Consider the following 19,777-nt stretch of genomic DNA (forward strand, 5'->3'; position numbering starts at 1 on the left):
GTCAGCCATGGCTATCCATACCTACGGCACGATGGGGGTCGACTGGGAGCAGAGGATCGACTTCGAGCGACTCCGCACCCAGCGCCTCGAGCGCATCAAGGCGGTGTTGGAGCGGTCGGAGGCCGGCGCCCTGCTGCTCTTCGACATGAACAACGTGCGCTACGTGACCTCCACGCACATCGGTACGTGGGCGCAGGACAAGGTCGCGCGCTTCACCCTCCTGACCCGGGGTGGCGCTCCGATCCTCTGGGACTTCGGTTCCGCCGCCAGACACCACCAGCTCTACGCGCCGTGGCTGGACGGCGCCGAGCGTTCGAGGCCGGGCGTGTCCATGCTGCGCGGGACCATCTCGCCGCAGATGGGCAGGGCCGAGAAGGTCGCGGCCGACATCTACCGGGAGCTGGCCGCGCGCGGCCTCGAGCGCGAGCCGGTCGCCATCGACCTGGTGGAGCTTCCGGTCCTCTTCGCCCTGCAGAAGCTCGGGCTCGAGGTCGTCGACGGGCAGCAGCTCATGCTCGAGGCCCGCAAGATCAAGACGGTCGACGAGATCTCGCTCCTGACGCACGCGGCCGGGATGGTGGACGGCGCGTACCAGCTCGTCTACGAGAACCTGCGTCCTGGTGTCAGGGAGAACGACATCGTCGGGCTCGTCACGAAGTTCCTGTACGAGCACGGGTCCGAGATGGTTGAGGGCGTGAACGCCATCAGCGGCGAGCGCTGCAACCCGCACCCGCACGTCGCCTCCGATCGCATGTTGAGGCCGGGCGACCCGGCTTACTTCGACATCCTCCAGAGCTACATGGGCTACCGGACCTGCTACTACCGGACCTTCGTGGTGGGGAGCGCGTCGCGCGCGCAGGTGAGCGCCTACGACAAGTGCCGCGACCTGCTTGACCACGCCATCAGCCTCATCCGGCCCGGCGTCACGACGGCCGAGGTCGTCGAAGTGTGGCCGCGCGCGCAGGAGTTCGGCTTCCCGGACGAGGAGCTGGCATTCGCCCTGCAGTACGGTCACGGCATCGGCCTGAACATCTGGGAGAAGCCCATCTTCAGCCGCCTCGTGTCGTTCGACCATCCGGAAGTGATCGAGGAGGGGATGGTCTTCGCGCTCGAGACGTTCTGGCCGGCGAGCGACGGCTGGTCCGCGGCCCGGATCGAGGAGGAGGTCGTCGTCACGAGCGACGGTTGCGAGATCATCTCGCGCTTCCCCGCCGAGCAGCTCATGGTCACCGGTCCCAGGTACTACAGCACCGCGGGGCCGCTCCCCACGGTCAGGGACACCCAGTCGGCGCTCAACAACCCGAGGGTGGCCCCGCGCCTGCCGGCCGCGGACGCCGGTGCGGCGGGCGCCGGCGGCGCCGAGGGATGACCGGGTCGGCGGAGGCGGGTGAGCCGGAGCATGGCTAAGGACGTCATCATGCCTGCCCTGGGCATGGCGCAGGAGAGCGGCGTCCTCGTGAAGTGGCTCGTGGCCGAAGGCGCGAGCGTCAGCGAGGGCGACCCGCTCATGGAGGTCGAGACCGACAAGGCGATCGTCGAGGTACCGGCGACCGCCTCCGGGGTCCTCTCGTCCGTCGCCCACCGCGAGGGGGCCGAGGTCAAGATCGGCACGGTGCTGGCCGTGCTCCTGGCGCCGGGAGAGGAGGCGGGTGGCCCGTCACGAACGCCGAGCACGCCGCGCCCCTCCGCCGGGCTGGCCGCAGCGGTGGCAGCCCCCGCCGTCGCCACTTCACACGCCGTGGCGCTTACGCCGCCGCCCCTTCCCGCGCCGAGGGAAGCCAGCGGGCCTGGGGCGAGCGGCGGACGTCCGCTCGGCTCGCCGAAGGCCAAGCGGCTCGCCCGCCAGCGCGGCATCGCGTTGGAGGGGGTCGTCGGCACCGGCCCCGGCGGCGCGGTCAGGGCGGTGGACCTGGGCCTGCGCGCGCAGGCCGCGGCCGCGGGTATGCCGCGCACCTCAGCGGCATCCGCCCTCGACCCGCGCACGCACGCCGCGACCGCGGTTCCGGTGCCGGAGGCCGTACACGCCGTCGTCCCTGCCCCCGTCACCGCGGCGGCGGTGCGCCGGTCGACCGAGGCGGCCGCCCTCGCGAGCGGCACGGCGTGGTGTCAGACGAGGCTCGATGCCGCGCGACTCATGGAGTTCCTCGAGAGAGCCAACTCTTCCGGGGCGCATGCCAAGCTCGGGACCGCATGGCCCGAGAGGATCGTGGCTGCCGACGTGTTGGTCAAGGCCCTCGTCGGTGCCTTGAGTCGCTCTGCTGGCCCGGACGCCGGAGCTTCGGCGGGCGGCGTCACGATCAACGTCTACTCCGCCACCGGGGAGGGGCGCGGCGTGGCCATCGGCGCCACGCAGACGCGTTCCGTCCTCGACGTCTCCCTCGCGCGCGAGGGTGCGGAGCCGGCGAGTGCCGGTGACGGGCGACGTCGGGACGAGGCCACGCCGCCCATCGTCGTCGACGACCGCAGCGCGCAGGCCTTCGAGCAGTCGTCGGGGACGACGCTGCCCGCAGGGGTGCTGCTCAGGCTCACACTCGGACCCATCGCCGGCCCGGGCTCCGGACCGGGCGGTCCGGATGGCGGTCGGCGCGAAGCCAGCCTGCGGCTGGACTACGACTCGCTGGCACTGGGCGACCCCAAGGCGGCCGCCATCTTCTCCCACCTCGGCCGCGTCCTGGAGGACCCGTTCTCCTTGGCCGTCTACGGTTGAGCCTGAACGCAGGAGGTTCGGTAGGTGAAAAGCATCTTCGAAGTCGAGGGGCGTTACCTCGGTCACGAGTGGGTCGCCGGCGACCGTACGTTCGACGTCACGAGCCCAGCTACGGGCGAGGTGATCGCCAGGGCCGCCGATTGCGGTGCCGCCGAGGCCGCGGAGGCGGTGGACGTGGCCGAGCGGGCGTTCGCCGACTGGCGCGCTACCACCGCGTTCGCCCGCTCCGCGTTGCTTGAGCGGTGGGCCGACCTCATCCTCGAGCGGCAGACGGAGCTGGCCGAGCTGATGAGCGCGGAGATGGGCAAGCCGATCCGGGAGTCGCGCGGGGAGGTCGCCTACGCCGCCGGCTTCGTGAAGTGGTACGCGGAGGAGGCCAAGCGCGTCTACGGCGAGGCGTTCCCCAGCCACGTCGGCAACAAGCGCCTCTACGCCTTGAGGCAGCCGGTCGGGCCGGTGTTCGGCGTCACGCCGTGGAACTTCCCGGTGGCGATGGTGACCCGCAAGGCAGCGCCCGCCCTCGCGGCGGGCTGCACCTTCATCCTCAAGCCGGCCGAGCAGAGCCCCCTCTCGGCGTTGCTGACGGCCAAGCTGTGGCTGGACGCCGGCGGACCCGCGGGCACGCTGCAGGTCCTGACCGCCAGCGACCCCGTGCCGTTGTCCGACGTGCTGATCGCCGATCCGAGGATCAGGAAGGTGACCTTCACCGGGTCCACTCCGGTCGGCAAGATCCTCTACCGCAAGTCCGCCGAGACCGTGAAGCGCATCTCCCTCGAGCTCGGCGGGCACGCGCCGCTCATCGTCTTCGACGATGCCGACCTCGACGTGGCGGTCAGGGAGGCGATCGCCTGCAAGTACCGCAACTCCGGGCAGACGTGCGTCTGCACCAACCGCATCTACGTGCAGCGCGGCGTCCACGACGCGTTCGTGACCGCGTTCGCCGCGGCCAGTGAACGGCTGCGGGTCGGCGACCCGGCGCTCGATACCACGGACATAGGGCCACTGGTGGACGCCCAAGGCCTGACGAAGGTGCAGGAGCACATGCGGGACGCCCTCGCCAAGGGGGCGTCCGTGGTCACTGGGGGCTCGGCGATCGAGGGGCTCTACTTCCGACCGACCGTCGTCACGGGGGTCGCGTCGGACATGCTCATGATGAACGAGGAGACGTTCGGTCCCGTCGCGCCGGTGAGCGTGTTCGACGACGAGACGGAGATCGTGCGCCTGGCGAACGACACCCCTTACGGCCTCGCCGCCTACGTCTTCACGAACGACCTGTCGCGCGCCCACCGCATGGCCGAGGCGCTGGATTACGGGATCGTCGGTATCAACGACGGCGTGCCGTCCACGCCGCAGGCCCCCTTCGGCGGCGTGAAGCAGTCGGGCATCGGTCGCGAGGGCGGCCCGTGGGGCATCGAGGAGTACCTGGAGATCAAGTACGTCTCCGTCGGGATCCGCACCAGCCCGAGCTGAGAGCGCACCGTCGGTCGACCGGCGGGTCGGTACTCGGCCCGCCGGTGTGGCGGGGGCTGGGGCGCTAGCCGCCCACCGCCACGGGCCGTCCCCCGCTAGCGACCGAGCGGTACACGGCCTCGATCAGCGCGACGGAGCGGAAGCCCTCGTGCCCGTCGATGGCGGGCCTGCGGCCCTCGGCCAGCGCGGCGAAGAGGTCGGCGTACTGCCTGCGGTGGTTCTCGAACGAGATGGCCATGGGGTCGCTGGAGCCGCCCGTCGCCTGACCGCCGTGCGCGGCGAGGACGCTCGCGCGCTCCGCGTCGCCGCCAGCGCGCGTGCGCCAGTCGACGAGCACGTCGTCGTGCACGACAGCGAGGCCCTCCGAGCCGTACACCTCGAGGGCCTTCGGTCGGCCGGGCCATAAGGACGTGGCCGCGCCTATCTGCCCGAGGGCGCCGTTCTCGAAGCGGAGGCTCGCCACGAGCGTGTCCTCGACCTCGATGCGCTCGTGCGCCAGGGTGGCCGCGTAGGCGCAGACCTCGCGCACCGGGCCCAGCAGCCACAGGAGGAGGTCGACCTGGTGGATGGCCTGGTTCATGAGCGCGCCGCCGCCGTCGAGCGCCTGCGTGCCGCGCCAGGCGGCGCTGTCGTAGTACGCCTGCGTGCGGTACCACGGCACGTAGGCGTTGCCCTGGAGGAGCGCGCCGAGCCGGCCCGCGTCCACCGCCTGCTTGACGTACGCGTTAGCGTCCGCGAAGCGGCTCATGAACACCGTCGCCAACGCCACGCCCGCCTCCTCGGCGGCGCGGATGAGCCGCCTGGCGCGCTCCGTGGTGACCTCGAGCGGCTTCTCGACGATCACGTGCTTGCCGGCGGCGATCGCCGCCAACGCCGGCTCCAGGTGCGCGCCCGACGGGGTGCAGACGGCCACGACGTCGACCTCCGGGTCCGCGACGGCCTCCGCGACCGAGGCGAACGCCTTCACGCCGTGCTTCTCGGCCAGGGCGCGGGGCTTCTCGGGCGTGCGGCCGGCCACGCCGACCAACCGCCCTTCCGGCAGACCCGTGACGGCGGCGATGTGCGCCGCCGCGATGTTGCCGGCACCGATGACGGCAACGCCGAAGCGGCGCTCGACCATCAGAAGTGGTAGTTGACGCCCAGCGCGGCGCCGAACGTCGGGATCCGCGCCGGCGAGCCGTTGCCGAGGCCGAACGAGCCGCCCAGCGTCGCCTCGAGGAAGAGCCCCAAGGGCGCGAGACCGAAGTCGACGAAGCGGAACTCGCCGCCCGCCAGCGCGTGGATGTCGAGCCAGGCGCCGCCGTTGCCGAACTCGATGGCCGGCCCGGCCCCGAGGTAGACGGCGAAGGGGCCCTCGGCGGCCACCGTCGTCATGGCGTCGACGCCGATGCCGAAGTGCGCGCTGCCGCCGCTGGCCGTCACGCGGCCGCTGACGCGCAGGTCGAAGCCGTTGGACAACGCGTTCGCGATGCCGTAGTGGAGCGTGACGCCGAGCGGGTAACCGCTCCTGACGCCGAACCAGTTCTGGGCGTTGGCGTTGCCGAAGAGGGCGAGGAGACAGAGGAGAGCTAGGGGGGCGAACACCCGACGGTGAGAGGTGAGGTTCATGCCCGCCATTCTCCCGGATGTTCGGATGAGGTGGTGCCAAGAGTTCCACGTCTGCGGTCTCGTTGCGGCCTTCGCGTCCACGTGCCGTGGCGTGATCGCCGCGGCCTCGTCCCGGTCTTCCGCCCCGCTCGCCGCGGGGAGTTCGCCCGGACGGGCGGATGCTATCGTCCGTGAGACGATGAAGTCCCATCAGGTCCGCACTTACAAGTCCGCCGAGCACCTGCCGCGCGAGGAGCAGCTCGCCTGGAAGCTCGCCGCGGTGGCAACCGACCCCGTTCCCCTCGAGCCTGCCGTGCTGGAGATGATCGGCAACCGGATCATCGACAACGCGTCCGTGGCCGTCGCCTCCCTGGCGAGGCGCCCGGTGGTGACCGCCCGCACGCAGGCGTTGGCTCACCCGCGCGCTCCCGGCGCCGCCGTCTTCGGCGTCGGCAACGCGCGCACGTTCTCGCCGGAGTGGGCCGCCTGGGCCAACGGCGTGGCCGTGCGCGAGCTCGACTACCACGACACCTTCCTGGCCGCCGACTACTCGCACCCCGGCGACAACATCCCGCCCATCCTCGCCGTCGCTCAGACGAAGGGGCTCGGCGGGCGCGACCTGGCGCGGGGCTTGGCCGCCGGCTACGAGCTGCAGATCGACCTCGTGAAGGGCATCTGCCTGCACGAGCACAAGATCGACCACATCGCCCACCTCGGCCCGTCGGCCGCCGGTGGCATCGCCGCCCTCCTCGACCTGAGCACGGAGACGGCCTACCAGGCCATCCAGCAGGCCCTGCACGTCACCACCACCACGCGCCAGTCGCGCAAGGGCGAGATCTCGTCCTGGAAGGCCTACGCACCCGCCTTCGCGGGCAAGATGGCGATCGAGGCCGTCGACCGCACCATGCGCGGCGAGGGCGCGCCGTCGCCCGCGTACGAGGGCGAGGACGGCTTCATCGCGTGGCTCCTCTCCGGGCCGCAGGCGCGCTACACGGTGCCGCTGCCGGAAGCGGGCGAGCCGAAGCGCGCCATCCTCGACTCCTACACGAAGGAGCACTCCGCGGAGTACCAGAGCCAGGCGCTCATCGACCTCGCGCGGCGCATGGGGGCGAGGATCGCGGACACGGACGCCGTCGAGTCCGTCGTCATCCACACGAGCCACCACACCCACTACGTGATCGGCACCGGCTCGAACGACCCGCAGAAGTTCGACCCGACCGCCAGCCGGGAGACCCTCGACCATTCGATCATGTACATCTTCGCCGTCGCCCTCCAGGACCGCGCCTGGCACCACGAGCGCAGCTACGCTCCTGAGCGCGCGCAGCGGCCCGACACGGTGCGGCTGTGGCGCAAGGTCGGCACGGTCGAGGACGAGGAGTGGACGCGGCGTTACCACTCGACGGACCCGAACGAGAAGGCCTTCGGTGGCCGCGTGGTGGTCACGCTGACGGACGGCACGGTCGTCGAGGACGAGATCGCTGTCGCCGACGCCCATCCGCTGGGCGCCAGGCCGTTCGCGCGGCAGCAGTACGTCGCGAAGTTCAGGACGCTGGCGGAAGGCGTGGTCGCCGAGGCCGAGCAGGCCAGGTTCCTGGAGCTGACGGCACGCCTCGGCGAGCTGACGCCCGCCGAGGTCGCGCAACTGAACGTGGTCGTGGCGCCGGAGAAGCTCGGTGGCGAGGCGCCGGCCGGGATCTTCTGAATGGAACGCCCTCCCGCTGCGGTCTTCGCGGCAAGGGCACTTCGGACGCAGGGGCCTACCAGCGGCCGCCCGTCCGAGCGGAGGTGAGTGAAGTGCGTCCAGAACCCGAGAGCGCGGCGCAGCAGCCGCGCGCCAAGAAGTCCGTCGCCCTATCGGGCGTGGTGGCCGGCAACACGGCCCTGTCAACGGTCGGCGCCAGCGGCGACGAGCTCCGCTACCGCGGCTACGACGTCAAGGAGCTGGCGGGCGCCTGCGAGTACGAGGAGGTCGCGCACCTCCTCATCCACGGCGCGCTGCCCGACGCGGCCCGACTGCGGGCCTACAAGGAGAAGCTGCGCTCCCTGCGGGGCCTGCCTGCCGCCGTCAAGACGGTGCTCGAGGCCATCCCGGCCGCCGCCCACCCGATGGACGTCATGCGCAGCGGCGTCTCGGCCCTCGGGTCCGTGCTGCCCGAGAACGAGGCGCACCCGGAAGCGGGCGCGCGCGACATCGCCGACCGCCTCATCGCCTCGCTCGGCTCCATGCTCATGTACTGGTACCACTGGGCCCACAAGGGCGAGCTCATCGACGTCGAGACCGACGACGACAGCGTCGGCGGCCACTTCCTTAGGCTCCTGCGCGGCAAGGAGCCTAAGGAGAGCTGGGTGCGCGCCATGCACCGCTCGCTCATCCTCTACGCGGAGCACGAGTTCAACGCCTCCACCTTCACGTGCCGGATGATCGCCGGCACGGGCTCGGACGTCTACTCCGCCGTCTGCGGCGGCATCGGCGCCCTGCGCGGGCCCAAGCACGGCGGGGCGAACGAGGTCGCGTTCGAGATCCAGCGGCGCTACGCCTCGCCTGACGCGGCCCAGGCCGACATCCTCGCGCGCCTCGAGAAGCGCGAGGTCGTGATCGGCTTCGGGCACCCCGTATACCGCGTCAGCGACCCGCGTTCGGACATCATCAAGGCGGTGGCCCTCGGGCTGGCCGAGGAGGCCGGCGACGAGCGCACGTACCGCGTCGCCGAGCGGATCGAGACGGTCATGCACGACTCCAAGCGCATGTTCCCGAACCTCGACTGGTACTCGGCCGTCGCGTACTCAGCCATGAACGTGCCGACCGCCATGTTCACGCCGCTCTTCGTCATCGCCCGCACGGCGGGCTGGGTGGCGCACGTCATCGAGCAGCGCGAGGACGGCACGATCATCCGCCCCTCGGCCAACTACACCGGCCCGGGCGACCGCGCCTTCGTGCCCGTCGGCGAGCGGTAGGCGGCGCGTGCCCTACCTGGTCGCCGCCGACCTCCCGAGCGAGCGCCCCGGCGCCCGGCTGCGGGCGCTCCTGGCCCGGCCGGGCATCGTGCCCATGCCGGGCGCGCACAACGGCATGGCCGCGCTTCAGGCGCGCGCCGCGGGCTTCGACGCGCTCTACCTCTCGGGCGCCGCCATGAGCGCCTCCATGGGCCTGCCCGACCTCGGCATCATCACCATCGACGACGTCTGCTTCTTCATCCGCCAGGTCGCGCGCGCCGGGCTGCCCGTGCTCGTGGACGGCGACACGGGCTACGGCGAGGCGCTCAACGTCATGCAGATGGTCCGCGCCTTCGAGGCCGCCGGCGCGGCGGCGGTGCACATCGAGGACCAGCAACTCCCCAAGAAGTGCGGTCACCTCAACGACAAGCGCCTCGTGAGCGCGGACGACATGGCCCTGAAGGTCGCCGCCGCGCGCAAGGCCGCCACCGACCTCGTGGTCGTGGCCCGGACGGACGCCGTGGCCAGCGAGGGGCTGAGCGCCGCCATCGCGCGGGCCGAGCGCTACGTCGCCGCCGGCGCCGAGGTCGTCTTCCCTGAGGCCCTCACCACGCCGGCCATGTTCCGTGAGTTCGCGGCCGCCCTCCCTGGCGTGGCGCTCCTCGCCAACATGACCGAGTTCGGGCGCACCCCCATGCTGAGCGCCGCCGAGTTCGAGGAGCTGGGCTACAAGATCGTCATCTGGCCCGTCACGTCATTGCGCATGGCCAACAAGGCGCAGGCCGAGCTGTACGCCACGCTGAAGCTAGAGGGCAGCGCGCAGGCGCTCCTGCCGCGCATGCAGACGCGCGCCGAGCTGTACGCCACGATCGATCTGGAAGCGTACGAGGCTCTCGACGCCGCCATCGTGAGGACCGTGCTTCCCTCCTAGCCCCGAACCGTTGGCGATCCGGTCGTAGCAGCCCTGCCATGGCGGCCCGGTAGTAGCGGTACTATTGCCGGTAATACCGGGTCGCCCTCAAAGCACCCGAACTAAGGCGGCCGGGCTCCGTGCCCGACCCGGAGGTGCGTGAGCGCATGGGTGTAACCGTTCCTGTCGACCGCCCGCATTCGGAGCGCGGCGCCGGCTTGAGAGTCAACGATTTCTCGATCGTCGTCGCGACCGCCAACGGAACGGGCAGCCAGACTGCCAACCTCACGCTACTGCGGTCCTTCTTCAAGATGGGCATCCCCGTCCACGGGAAGAACATCTTCCCGTCGAACATCCAGGGCCTGCCCACCTGGTACCACATCCGCGTCAACAAGGACGGCTACATCGCGCGCAAGCCCTCCGAGCTCCTCGTCGCCTTCAACCCCGCCACCCTGCACGAGGACGTCGCCACCCTGCCGAGCGGCGGCGTCGTGGTCCACAACCTCGACCTGCACCTCAAGCCGGAGCGGGCCGACCTCACCTACTACCCCGTGCCCGTCAAGCAGCTCCTCGCCGGGGTGGAGGTCAAGGGCAAGATCAAGGAGTACATCGCGAACATGACGTACGTCGGGGTGGTCGCCCACCTCCTCGGCGTGCCGCTCGACGTCATCGAGGAGGCGCTCGAGCACCACTTCGGCAAGCGCAGGAAGCTGGTGGACAGCAACCTCGAGGTCGTGCGCCTCGCCCACGCCTGGGCCGTCGAGAACCTCGTCAAGACCGACGAGTTCAAGGTCGAGCCCATGAACGCCACCGCGGGGCTCATCATGATGACGGGCAACGAGGCCGGCGCGCTCGGCGCCGTCTTCGGGGGCGCGAGCGTGTCCGGCTGGTACCCGATCACCCCCTCGACGAGCTTCATCGACGCGCTGCGCGAGTACCTCGGCAAGCTGCGCCACGACGTCGACGGCCGCCCGACCTACGTGGTCATCCAGGCCGAGGACGAGCTGGCGGCCATCGGCATGGTGGTCGGCGCCGGCTGGGCGGGCGCGCGCGCCGTCACGGCGACGAGCGGACCCGGCCTCTCCCTGATGGCCGAGTTCCTCGGCCTCGCCTACTACGCCGAGGTGCCGGCCGTCGTGTGGGACATCCAGCGGGTAGGCCCCAGCACCGGCCTGCCGACGCGCACGAGCCAGGGCGACGTCGCCTTCGCCTACTACCTCGGCCACGGCGACACGAAGCAGGTGCTCCTCTTCCCGTCGTCCATCGAGGAGTGCTTCGAGTTCGGCTACCGCGCCCACGACCTGGCCGACGCCCTCCAGACGCCCGTCCTCGTCCTCTCCGACCTCGACCTCGGCATGAACAACTGGATGGGCGAGCCGTTCGTCTACCCCGACGCGCCCCTGAACCGCGGCAAGGTCCTCTCGGCAGAGGAGGTGGCGGCGCTGCCGGACTTCGGCCGCTACAAGGACGTCGACGGCGACGGCGTCCCGTACCGCACCCTGCCCGGCAACGAGAACCCGCGCGCCGCCTGGTTCGGCCGCGGCACGGGCCACGACGAGAACGCCAGGTACTCCGAGCGTGCCGACCACTGGGTGCAGAACATGGACCGGCTGGCCCGCAAGTTCGAGACCGCCCGCGCCATGGTGCCGACGGCCGTCAGCGACGAGCGGCCGGGCGCCGAGCTCGGCATCATCGCCTACGGCACCACGCGCTACGCCATCGAGGAGGCGCGCGACCTGCTCGCGGCGAACGGGGTGGTCACCGACTTCATGCGCGTGCGGGCCCTCCCGATCGGCGCCGAGGTGCGCGACTTCGTGGCCAGGCACGAGCGCCTGGTGGTCATCGAGATGAACCGCGACGCGCAGCTGACCGCCATCTTGCGCGACGAACTGCCGGAACACGCCGCCAAGCTCAAGCCGATCGCGTACCTCGACGGCATGCCTCTCACCGCCGCTTGGGTGGCGGAGCGCCTCGCCGCGCACCTCGGGGAGTAGAGATGACGATGGAACGGCCGACACCGGCAGTCAAGCTCAACCGCGCCGGGCTCAGCAAGAACGACTACGTGGGCAGCCCCTCGACCCTCTGCAAGGGCTGCGGGCACAACTCCGTGGCCAGCCAGCTCATCCAGATCGCGTACGAACTCGACCTGCGCCCGCAGGAGATCATCAAGCTCTCCGGCATCGGCTGCTCGAGCAAGTCGCCCGCGTACTTCCTCGGCCAGTCGCACGGCTTCAACTCGCTGCACGGCCGCATGCCGTCGCTCGGCACGGGCGCCCTCGTCGCCAACCACGCGGTGCGCGCCATCGGCATCAGCGGCGACGGCGACACGGGCTCCATCGGCCTCGGCCAGTTCAAGCACATGCTCAGGCGCAACGTGCGCATGGTCTACATCGTCGAGAACAACGGCGTCTACGGCCTCACGAAGGGGCAGTTCTCCGCCACTTCCGACGAAGGCGCCAAGCTCAAGTACGCCGGCACCAACCCGTTCCCGGGCATCGACATCTGCATGGAGGCCCTCGTCGCCGGGGCCGGGTTCGTGGCGCGCACGTTCGCGGGCGACGCCAAGCAGGTCCGCGAGGTCATCAAGGCCGGGCTTTCGTACCGCGGCACCGCGGTCATCGACATCATCAGCCCGTGCGTCGCCTTCAACGACGAGCCGGACTCGCGCCACAGCTACGCCTACGGGCGCGAGCACGAGCAGGCCCTCCAGGAGGTCGGGTTCATCCCGGCTCAAGAAGAGATCTACATCGACGACTACGACCCCGGCACCACGCAGGTCGTGGAGCTGCACGACGGGTCGCGCATGACGCTGCGCAAGCTGGAGGCCGACTTCGACCAGGCCGACCGCCTGGCGGGCATGGCGCGCCTCGAGCGCGCGAACGCGGCCGGCGAGCTCCTCACCGGCATCGTCTACTACGACGACCGCCGCCCCAACTTCGCCGAGCTGAGCGAGCTGGGCGAGACCCCGCTGAGCATGCTGCCCGACGCGAAGCTGCGCCCGTCCGCCGACCAGCTGCAAGCGTTCCTGGCCGGTTACGCCTGAGCGGTAGCGGCGTGGGGGAGAGCAGCGAGGCCGCCGCCGCGGTGGCGCGGGCGGGGTCGAGGGCCTCGCGCCGCGACCGCCCCCTGCGCGTCGCCTGGGTGAGCGAGACGTTCCTCCCCAAGGTCGACGGGGTGGTCACGCGCCTCACGGCCACGCTGACGGCGCTCGCCGAGCAGGGGCACGAGGTCCTCGTGCTCGCCCCGCCCGGCGCGCCGGACGAGCACGCCGGCCACCGCGTCGTGTCCGCGCCCGGCGTCCGCTTCCCGTGGTACCCGGCGCACAAGGTCGCGCTGCCCGCGCCGCGGCTGGAGGCCGCGCTGCGCGGCTTCGCGCCCGACCTCGTGCACGTGATCAACCCGATCCTCTTCGGCTCGTGGGGCGCCGTGCTCGCGCGCCGCGCCCGCCTGCCCCTCGTCGCCAGCTTCCACACGGACCCGAAGGTCGTGAAGGACCTCGGCCTCGGCGTCATGCATCGGCCCCTCGAGGTACTCGACCGGGAAGTGCACAACCTGGCGCATGTGAACCTCTGCACAAGCCCCCAGATGGTCGAGCTCGCGCGCGGCCTCGGCATCAGGCGCGTGCGCCTGTGGCACAAGGCGGTCGATACCGAGCGGTTCAATGCCCGCTACTGGTCGACCGAGATGCGCGCGCGCCTGACCGACGGGGAGCCGGACGCGCCGCTCGTCGTGTACGCGGGCCGCGTGTCGTTCGAGAAGCGCGTGGAGGTGCTGGCCGACGCCGCGGACCGGCTCGCCGCCGCCGGAGCCCGCCTGGCCGTCGTGGGCGAAGGCCCGGCCCTGGCCTGGTTGCGCGAGCGCCTGGCCGGCACGAAGACCGTGTTCACCGGCTTCCTGGCCGGGGAGGAGCTCTCGGCCGCCTACGCCAGCGGCGACGTGTTCGCCTTCCCCTCTACCTCGGAGACGCTCGGCTTCGCGGCGTTGGAGGCGATGGCCTCGGGCGTTCCGGTCGTGGCGGCCGACGCCGGGGGCCTGCCGCACGTCGTGCATGACGGCGAGACCGGCGTGCTCGTGCCGCCGGGCGACGCGGTCGCGTTGGCGACGGCCATCGAGCGGTTGATCGCCGACCGACGCGAGCGCGAACGGCTGGCCCTCGCCGGCCGGGCGGAGGCCGAGCGCTGGTCGTGGGGCGCCGCCACCGAGGACCTGGTCGCCCGGTACCGGCAGGCGGTGCGGGTGGCGGGGCTGGCCAAGGCACGCGCGGCGGGCCCCGGCTCTCGCGCGTCCGCCGCTGTCGGTCGCGCCTAACGCGCGGCGTACGCTCCCCGAGCGTACTCGCGTCCCGCCTGGCCGCCAGTGTTAGCATCCCCGTTACCCGCATGCTCCTAGCCATCTACCTGCCAGCGATCCTCATAGCCATCTGCGACGGGTTGCTGATCCCGACGTTGCCCATCTACGCGGACGGCTTCGGCGCCTCCGTCGCCGTCATCGGCCTCGTGCTGGCGGCCGAGGGGATCGGCACGCTGATCGCCGACCTGCCCGCGGGTCGGATCGTGAGCGGCATGCGCGTCCGCGACGCCATGGTCCTCGGCACCCTGATCCTGGCGGTGGCCGTGCTCGGCGCCGGCCTCGCGCCCAACCTCGGGTGGCTGCTCGTCTCGCGGCTCGTCTCGGGCGCGGGCCTGGCGATCTGGAACATCTCGCGCCACGCGTTCATGGTCGAGGCCACGCGCGGCACCAACCGCGGGCGCGCCATGAGCACGCTGGGCGGCCTGACGCGCCTCGGCGGCTCCATGGGTCCGGCCGTCGGCGGCCTCCTAGCGTCGGCGCTCGGGCTGCGCGTGCCGTTCATGCTCTACGCCGCCGTCGCCATGGCGACGGTCGTGCTGCTCCTCAGCGCCCTGCCGGCCGGCGCGCGGGGCGGGGCGGCGCACGGTCGGTTGGCTGGCTCGCACGCCGAGGAGCGCGCCAAGCGCCGCGCCGCCATGGCCGGAGTGCGCGTGACGCTCTTCAACGCCGGCGGGGCGCAACTCCTCGGCCAGGCCGTGCGCACGGGGCGACGCGTGCTCGTGCCGCTGTACGCCGCGCAGGTCCTCGGGCTGGACGTCGGGGTGGTAGGCCTCATCGTGAGCGTGTCGTACCTAGCCGACATGTCGCTCTTCTACCCAGCCGGTCTGATCATGGACCGCCTGGGCCGCAAGTTCGCCATCGTCCCCTCCTTCGTGCTCCAGGCGGTCGGGATGGCGCTTGTACCCCTGACGACGGGGGCGACGGGGCTCACGCTCGCCGCGCTGCTCATGGGCTTCGGCAACGGCATCAGCGCCGGCACCATGCTGACCCTCGGCGCCGACCTGGCCCCGAAGAACGCCGTCGCGACCTTCGTGGGCTGGTGGCGTCTCATCGGCGACGCCGGCTTCGTGGCCGGGCCGCTGATCACGGGTGCCGTGGCGAGCGGCTTGGGCCTCGGCCCGTCGGCGCTCGTCATCGGGGCGCTCGGCGCCGGCGCGGCCGCCTGGTTCGCGTTCGGGGTGCCGGAGACGCTCGGGCGGCCGCTGGCCGAGCCGAGCGCCCGCGTCGCGCCGCTTACCGGCACCGACCCCGGGGCCAGCGACTAACTAGCCGCGCTCACTCTCCCCACGTAAGCCTCAGCACCCGCAGCCAGTTGCGGTAACCGATCTTGTGTAGGGCCTCGTCGTCGTAGCCGGCGTCTGCCAACGCGCTCATGAGGTTGGGCAGGTGCGCGGCGTCCTTGACGCCGTCGGGCATCGTCGCGCCGTCGAAGTCCGAGCCGAGCGCCACGCCGTCGATGCCGAGCTTGTCGACGAGGTGGTCGACGTGCCTGACCATCACCGCGAGTGGCATGCTGGTGGCGTAGCTGCCGTCCGGGCTCAGGAAGCCCGTGTTGTAGTTGAGACCAACGACGCCGTTGGAGGCGCGCACGGCCGCCAACTGCTCGTCGGTCAGGTTGCGCGGCGACGGGCAGACGGCGTAGGCGTTGGAGTGGGTGGCGACGAGCGGCGCGTCGCTCGTGTGCGCCACGTCCCAGAAGCCCTTCTCCGTGATGTGCGAGAGGTCGAGCATGATCCCGAGCTCGTTGCACCGCCTCACCAGCGCGAGGCCGTGCGGCGTGAGGCCCGGGCCCATGTCGGGGCTGTGCGGGAACTCGAACGGGACGCCGAAGCCGAAGAGGTTGGGTCGGCTCCACACGGGCCCGAGCGAGCGCAGGCCGGCCGCGTGGTACGTGTCGAGCGCGCACAGGTCCGGCCCTATGGCTTCCGCCCCCTCGAAGTGCATGATGCCGGCCAGCACGCCGTCGTCGATGGCCCGTTCGAGTTCCGCCGCCGTCTTGACGAGGCGGAAGCGTGGGTCGCGGTCCCAGGCCAGGAGCTGGGCCACGCAGCGGTCGGCGTGCGCCCTGGCGCCGGCCGGGTCGACGGCGCCCGCCGGGGCGGACTTCGGCGGGGCGTCCGTCAAGGACTCCTCGGCCACGTGCGGCAGGGGGGCGGAGTGCGCCCAGATCGCGAAGAAGCCGCCGACCATGCCGCCCTCGCGCGCGCGGACGTAGTCGACGTGGCCGTCGGCCTGGCGCGAGAAGAAGTCGCGCTTCGGGTCTTCGATGTGGTTGAGGAGGGTGTCGTTGTGGCCATCGAACACTGGGATCATGGCCGCAAGGCTACCGCTTCGGGGGCGGTGCGTATGCGCGGGCGCTGGTTCGCGCCGACCGGTGGTCCGAGCGGGCCTCGGGGCTGCGCGGCCGGCGCGGCCGCCCGGCCGCCGGCTCAGTCGCGCGGGTCCAGCGCGTCGCGCAACCCGTCGCCCAGGAGGTTGAAGGCGAGGACCGTCAGCGAGATGGCGGCCCCCGGGTAGAGGAGGAGCCAGGGCGAGCCGGGGAGGTAGCGACGGCCGCGGGCGAGCATCTCGCCCCAGTCGGCGGTCGGCGGCTGCACCCCAAGGCCGAGGAACGACAGCCCGGCCATCGAGAGGATGGCGAAGCCGATCCCGAGCGTCGCCTGCACGCTCAACGCGCCGAGCGCGCTCGGCAGAACGTGCTTGAGGAGGAGGCGCGGGTCGCGGGCGCCGAGCGCCTTGGCCGCGACGACGAAGTCCTCCTCGCTCGCGGCGATGACGACGCTGCGCACGATGCGCGCGTAAGACGGTATGCCCACGATGGCGACGGCGATGACGGCGTTCTCGAGCCCGGGGCCGAGCGCTCCGACGACCGCGAGGGCGAGGAGCAGCGAGGGGAACGCCAGGAGCACGTCCATGACGCGCATGAGGACGGCGTCGAGGCGGCCGCGGTAGAAGCCGGCCACGAGCCCCAGCGCGCTGCCGATGAGGGCGGCGACCAGCACGGGAACGAGGCCCGTGAGGAGCGAGACGCGCGCGCCGAACAGCACGCGGCTGAGGATGTCGCGGCCGAACTCGTCCGTGCCGAACCAGTGCGCTTGTGACGGCGGGCGCAAGCGAGCCCGCAGGTTCTGGGCGTCGGGAGCGTACGGCGCGAGCACTGGGGCGAGGAGCGCGACCGCCACGAGCACGACGACGAGCGCCAGCCCCACGAGCGCGGCCCGGTTGCGCGCGAAGCGCCGCACGGCGGGCGAGCGCAACCAGGCCCCGAGCGGGTTCGCCCGGGCGCTAGTCATAACGCACCTTCGGGTTCAGGAAGGCGTACGACACGTCCACGAGCAGGTTCATGACGATGAAGACGGCGGCTATGAAGAGGACGCTCCCCTGCACGAGCGGCAGGTCGCGGGACGTGATGGCGTCGACCAGCATGCGCCCGATGCCCGGCCACGCGAACACCGTCTCCGTCAGGACGGCGCCCCCGAGCAGCCCGCCGAACTGCAGGCCAACGACCGTGACGACGGGCAGGAGGGCGTTGCGCAGCGCGTGCCTCAGGCGCACGGCCGCGGCGCCGTGGCCCTTGGCCGTCGCCGTGCGCACGTAGTCCTGCCTGAGCGTCTCGATCATGCTGGCGCGCGTGATGCGCGCGATGAAGGCGGCGGACGAGAAGCCGACGGCGGCGGCCGGTAGGACGAGGTGCCGCCACGTGCCGTAGCCGGAGGCCGGCAGCCAACCCAGGTCGAGCGAGAAGAGGAGCATGAGGAGGAGCCCGGACCAGAAGACGGGCACGGACACGCCGAGGAGCGCCACGAGCACGGCCAGGTGGTCGACCCACGTGCGGCGGTAGACGGCCGCGAGCACCCCGAGCGTCATGCCCAGCGCTATGGCGACCGCCATCCCACTGCCGGCGAGGAGGAGCGTGGCGGGGAAACGGCTCAGGACCTCGCCGGCGACGGGCTGGGAGCTCCTGACGGAGGTGCCGAGGTCGCCCCGCACGAGGCCGTACAGGTAGTCGAGGTACTGGACGATGGGCCCGCGGTCGAGGCCGTGCGCCTTGCGCAGCGCGTCGAGGGCCTCCTTGCTCATGCCCTGCGCCGACTCGCCGACGAGGGCGAGGACGGGGTCGCCCGGCGCGAGCCACAGCATGGCGAAGACCACGAGGGTCACGCCGAGCAGCACGGGCACGGTGGCGGCCAGGCGGCGCAGGACGTAGAGGGTCATCGTGGGCGCGGGTGGTGGGGCGTCATCGGTTTAGTGAGTGGGCCGGTCAACCAGGCGCGTGGCCGCCGGGGAGGCGGCCACGCGCGCGTAGGTTACTTACTCCGGGCCGGCGCTCAGCGCGCCAGCGTGGCGTTGCGCAGGTCGAGGTTGATCCAGGAGAAGCGCACGACCTCGCCCTTCAACACTGGCCACTTGGCGATCGTGGAGAGCGGGTAGTAGAGCGTCACCATGGGCACGTCGCCGAGCACGGCTTCCTGCACCTCGCGGTAGTCGGCGGCGCGCACGGCGTCGTCGGGCGTGGAGCGGGCCTCCTCCAAGAGGGCGTCGATGGAGGCGACCTGGTAGCGCGCGATGTTGTTGGCCGGGATCTCGCTCGAGTGGAAGAAGGCGTAGAGCGTGTAGTCGGCGTCGAGCGTCACGGTGCCCCAGCTGGAAGCGTAGAGCTCGAGGTCGTCCTTGGCCGTCTGCTCGACGTACGCGGCGTAGTCCTGCACGCGGATCGTCAGGTCGATGCCGACCTCGGAGAGCATGAACTGGAGGACCTGCGCCACGGCCTCGAGGTCGGGGTTCTGGTAGATGTCGAGGGTCAGCTTCAGGCCCTCGGCGCCGGCCTCGGCGAGGAGCGCGCGCGCCGCCTCGGGGTCGTAGGGGTACGGCTCGGCGAGGTCGGAGGCGGCGAAGCGGACGGTCGGCGGGATGGGCACGACGCCCGGCTCGGCGAGGCCGCGGAGGAACTCGTCGATGATCAGGCTCTTGTCGATGGCGTGGGCGATGGCCTGGCGCACGCGCAGGTCGTGCAGCTTGGCGTTGGCCGTGTTCAGGCCGAGCATCATGCTGCCCCAGCCGAGGTACGCGCTCGTCTCGAGCTGCGACTCGCTCGCCAGCGCCTCGAAGGCGTCCGGCGGGATGTTGAAGAGGATGTCGATGCCGCCGGAGCGGAGCTCGATGAGCTGCGTGCTCACCTCGGGGATGATGCGGTACAGGACCTCTTCGATGGCCGGCGCGCCGCCCCAGTAGTCGGCGTTGGCGTGCAGGAGCACCTGGTTGCTCTGCTCCCACGACACGAGCGTGTACGGGCCGGAGCCGACAGGGTTGCGGGCGAGGTCGTCGCCGTGCGCCACGGGCACGATGGCGGTGACGGGGTGCGCGAGGTGGGCGAGGAGGGGCGCGAACGGCTCGGCCGTCTTGATCTCGACCGTGGTCGCGTCGACCGCGGTGACCTCGCTGATGGCGCTCACGACGAAGCGCCCTGGCGCGGCGGTGGCCGGGTCGAGCAGGCGCTCGAGGGACGCCTTGACGGCGGCGGCGTCGAGCGGGGTGCCGTCGGTGAAGCTCACGCCGGCGCGGAGGGTGACGCGCAGCGTGCTCGGGTCGAGGTACTCCCAGCTCGAGGCGAGGAGCCCCTCGATCTCGCCTTGCGGGGTGACCCGGAAGAGCGTCTCGTAGACCTGGTTGGTGACGGCGAAGGAGAAGCCGTTGAACGTCTTCTGCGGGTCCAGCGTCGGCGGGTTGGAACCGATGGCGGTGGTGAGGCGTCCTTGGGCCGCGGCGACCGCGGGTAGGAGTAGGACTAAGGCCAGCAAGACGATTCTTCTCATGCACCC

The 19,777-nt window shown here is 71.6% G+C and carries 16 protein-coding genes; 10 read left to right on the forward strand and 6 right to left on the reverse strand.

Going from position 1 to position 19,777, the window contains the following annotated elements; all coding sequences use genetic code 11:
- The first annotated feature begins 7 nt into the window (after nt 1-7).
- From M9914_06915 to M9914_06925, 3 genes are read left to right on the forward strand one after another with little or no spacing between them, the layout of a single operon-like run.
- Entirely contained in the window at nt 8-1,369 is a 1,362-nt protein-coding gene (locus tag M9914_06915) for a Xaa-Pro peptidase family protein (protein MCO5173911.1), read from the forward strand.
- A 30-nt stretch (nt 1,370-1,399) separates the two neighbouring features.
- Entirely contained in the window at nt 1,400-2,707 is a 1,308-nt protein-coding gene (locus M9914_06920) for an E3 binding domain-containing protein (GenBank protein ID MCO5173912.1), read from the forward strand.
- A gap of 24 nt (nt 2,708-2,731) precedes the next feature.
- Nucleotides 2,732-4,177, forward strand: coding sequence for an NAD-dependent succinate-semialdehyde dehydrogenase (locus tag M9914_06925; GenBank protein MCO5173913.1), 1,446 nt, complete (start codon nt 2,732-2,734; stop codon nt 4,175-4,177).
- Nucleotides 4,178-4,241: 64 nt separating this feature from the next.
- Here M9914_06925 and M9914_06930 read toward each other — a convergent pair whose 3' ends face one another.
- Both M9914_06930 and M9914_06935 read right to left on the reverse strand, forming a co-directional pair.
- Nucleotides 4,242-5,297 (reverse strand): Gfo/Idh/MocA family oxidoreductase, encoded by a 1,056-nt coding sequence (locus tag M9914_06930; GenBank protein MCO5173914.1) that lies wholly within the window; start codon nt 5,295-5,297, stop codon nt 4,242-4,244.
- A complete protein-coding gene (locus M9914_06935; GenBank protein ID MCO5173915.1) occupies nt 5,297-5,785 on the reverse strand; it encodes a hypothetical protein in 489 nt (162 codons plus the stop codon). The genes M9914_06930 and M9914_06935 overlap by 1 nt, the downstream gene beginning before the upstream one ends.
- Nucleotides 5,786-5,963: 178 nt before the next feature.
- On the opposite strand from M9914_06935, the gene M9914_06940 reads away from it, so the two are divergent.
- From M9914_06940 to M9914_06970, 7 genes are all read left to right on the forward strand, one after another.
- On the forward strand, nt 5,964-7,466 hold the full coding sequence (locus M9914_06940; GenBank protein ID MCO5173916.1) for an MmgE/PrpD family protein: 1,503 nt from the start codon (nt 5,964-5,966) through the stop codon (nt 7,464-7,466).
- 92 nt (nt 7,467-7,558) lie between these two features.
- Nucleotides 7,559-8,719 carry a 2-methylcitrate synthase gene (gene prpC, locus M9914_06945; GenBank protein ID MCO5173917.1) on the forward strand — a complete coding sequence of 387 codons (1,161 nt, stop codon included), beginning with the start codon at nt 7,559-7,561 and terminating at the stop codon, nt 8,717-8,719.
- Nucleotides 8,720-8,726: 7 nt separating this feature from the next.
- Nucleotides 8,727-9,629 carry a methylisocitrate lyase gene (gene prpB, locus M9914_06950; GenBank protein ID MCO5173918.1) on the forward strand — a complete coding sequence of 301 codons (903 nt, stop codon included), beginning with the start codon at nt 8,727-8,729 and terminating at the stop codon, nt 9,627-9,629.
- Between the two features lie 197 nt (nt 9,630-9,826).
- The gene (locus tag M9914_06955) at nt 9,827-11,602 is read left to right on the forward strand and encodes a 2-oxoacid:acceptor oxidoreductase subunit alpha (GenBank protein ID MCO5173919.1); all 1,776 of its coding nucleotides are present in this window, start codon (nt 9,827-9,829) and stop codon (nt 11,600-11,602) included.
- Nucleotides 11,603-11,610: 8 nt separating this feature from the next.
- Nucleotides 11,611-12,651, forward strand: a complete 1,041-nt coding sequence (locus tag M9914_06960) for a 2-oxoacid:ferredoxin oxidoreductase subunit beta (GenBank protein ID MCO5173920.1) — start codon at nt 11,611-11,613, stop codon at nt 12,649-12,651.
- Between the two features lie 11 nt (nt 12,652-12,662).
- Nucleotides 12,663-13,916 (forward strand): glycosyltransferase family 1 protein, encoded by a 1,254-nt coding sequence (locus M9914_06965; protein ID MCO5173921.1) that lies wholly within the window; start codon nt 12,663-12,665, stop codon nt 13,914-13,916.
- Nucleotides 13,917-13,987: 71 nt separating this feature from the next.
- Nucleotides 13,988-15,223 (forward strand): MFS transporter, encoded by a 1,236-nt coding sequence (locus tag M9914_06970; protein MCO5173922.1) that lies wholly within the window; start codon nt 13,988-13,990, stop codon nt 15,221-15,223.
- 10 nt (nt 15,224-15,233) lie between these two features.
- Here M9914_06970 and M9914_06975 read toward each other — a convergent pair whose 3' ends face one another.
- The 4 genes from M9914_06975 to M9914_06990 all read right to left on the reverse strand — a co-directional run bounded on the left by M9914_06975 (nt 15,234) and on the right by M9914_06990 (nt 19,771).
- On the reverse strand, nt 15,234-16,271 hold the full coding sequence (locus M9914_06975; protein ID MCO5173923.1) for a dipeptidase: 1,038 nt from the start codon (nt 16,269-16,271) through the stop codon (nt 15,234-15,236).
- 116 nt (nt 16,272-16,387) lie between these two features.
- Complete coding sequence (locus M9914_06980) at nt 16,388-17,251, reverse strand: ABC transporter permease (GenBank protein MCO5173924.1); 864 nt, start codon at nt 17,249-17,251, stop codon at nt 16,388-16,390.
- On the reverse strand, nt 17,244-18,173 hold the full coding sequence (locus M9914_06985) for an ABC transporter permease (protein ID MCO5173925.1): 930 nt from the start codon (nt 18,171-18,173) through the stop codon (nt 17,244-17,246). Before M9914_06985 ends, M9914_06980 begins: the two co-directional genes overlap by 8 nt.
- Nucleotides 18,174-18,286: 113 nt before the next feature.
- A complete protein-coding gene (locus M9914_06990; protein MCO5173926.1) occupies nt 18,287-19,771 on the reverse strand; it encodes an ABC transporter substrate-binding protein in 1,485 nt (494 codons plus the stop codon).
- Between the last annotated feature and the right edge of the window lie 6 nt (nt 19,772-19,777).

The organism is Trueperaceae bacterium (assembly GCA_023954415.1).
In the GTDB taxonomy this organism is placed as follows: domain Bacteria; phylum Deinococcota; class Deinococci; order Deinococcales; family Trueperaceae; genus JAAYYF01.

What these genes read in the sequence shown, in the direction of transcription:
- M9914_06915 (MCO5173911.1), top strand. Translation starts at nt 8, where the DNA reads ATGGCTATCCATACCTACGGCACGATGGGGGTCGACTGGGAGCAGAGG.
- M9914_06935 (MCO5173915.1), bottom strand. Translation starts at nt 5,785, where the DNA reads ATGAACCTCACCTCTCACCGTCGGGTGTTCGCCCCCCTAGCTCTCCTC.
- M9914_06940 (MCO5173916.1), top strand. Translation starts at nt 5,964, where the DNA reads ATGAAGTCCCATCAGGTCCGCACTTACAAGTCCGCCGAGCACCTGCCG.
- M9914_06980 (MCO5173924.1), bottom strand. Translation starts at nt 17,251, where the DNA reads ATGACTAGCGCCCGGGCGAACCCGCTCGGGGCCTGGTTGCGCTCGCCC.
- M9914_06920 (MCO5173912.1), top strand. Translation starts at nt 1,400, where the DNA reads ATGGCTAAGGACGTCATCATGCCTGCCCTGGGCATGGCGCAGGAGAGC.
- M9914_06990 (MCO5173926.1), bottom strand. Translation starts at nt 19,771, where the DNA reads ATGAGAAGAATCGTCTTGCTGGCCTTAGTCCTACTCCTACCCGCGGTC.
- M9914_06930 (MCO5173914.1), bottom strand. Translation starts at nt 5,297, where the DNA reads ATGGTCGAGCGCCGCTTCGGCGTTGCCGTCATCGGTGCCGGCAACATC.
- M9914_06960 (MCO5173920.1), top strand. Translation starts at nt 11,611, where the DNA reads ATGGAACGGCCGACACCGGCAGTCAAGCTCAACCGCGCCGGGCTCAGC.
- M9914_06970 (MCO5173922.1), top strand. Translation starts at nt 13,988, where the DNA reads ATGCTCCTAGCCATCTACCTGCCAGCGATCCTCATAGCCATCTGCGAC.
- M9914_06985 (MCO5173925.1), bottom strand. Translation starts at nt 18,173, where the DNA reads ATGACCCTCTACGTCCTGCGCCGCCTGGCCGCCACCGTGCCCGTGCTG.
- M9914_06975 (MCO5173923.1), bottom strand. Translation starts at nt 16,271, where the DNA reads ATGATCCCAGTGTTCGATGGCCACAACGACACCCTCCTCAACCACATC.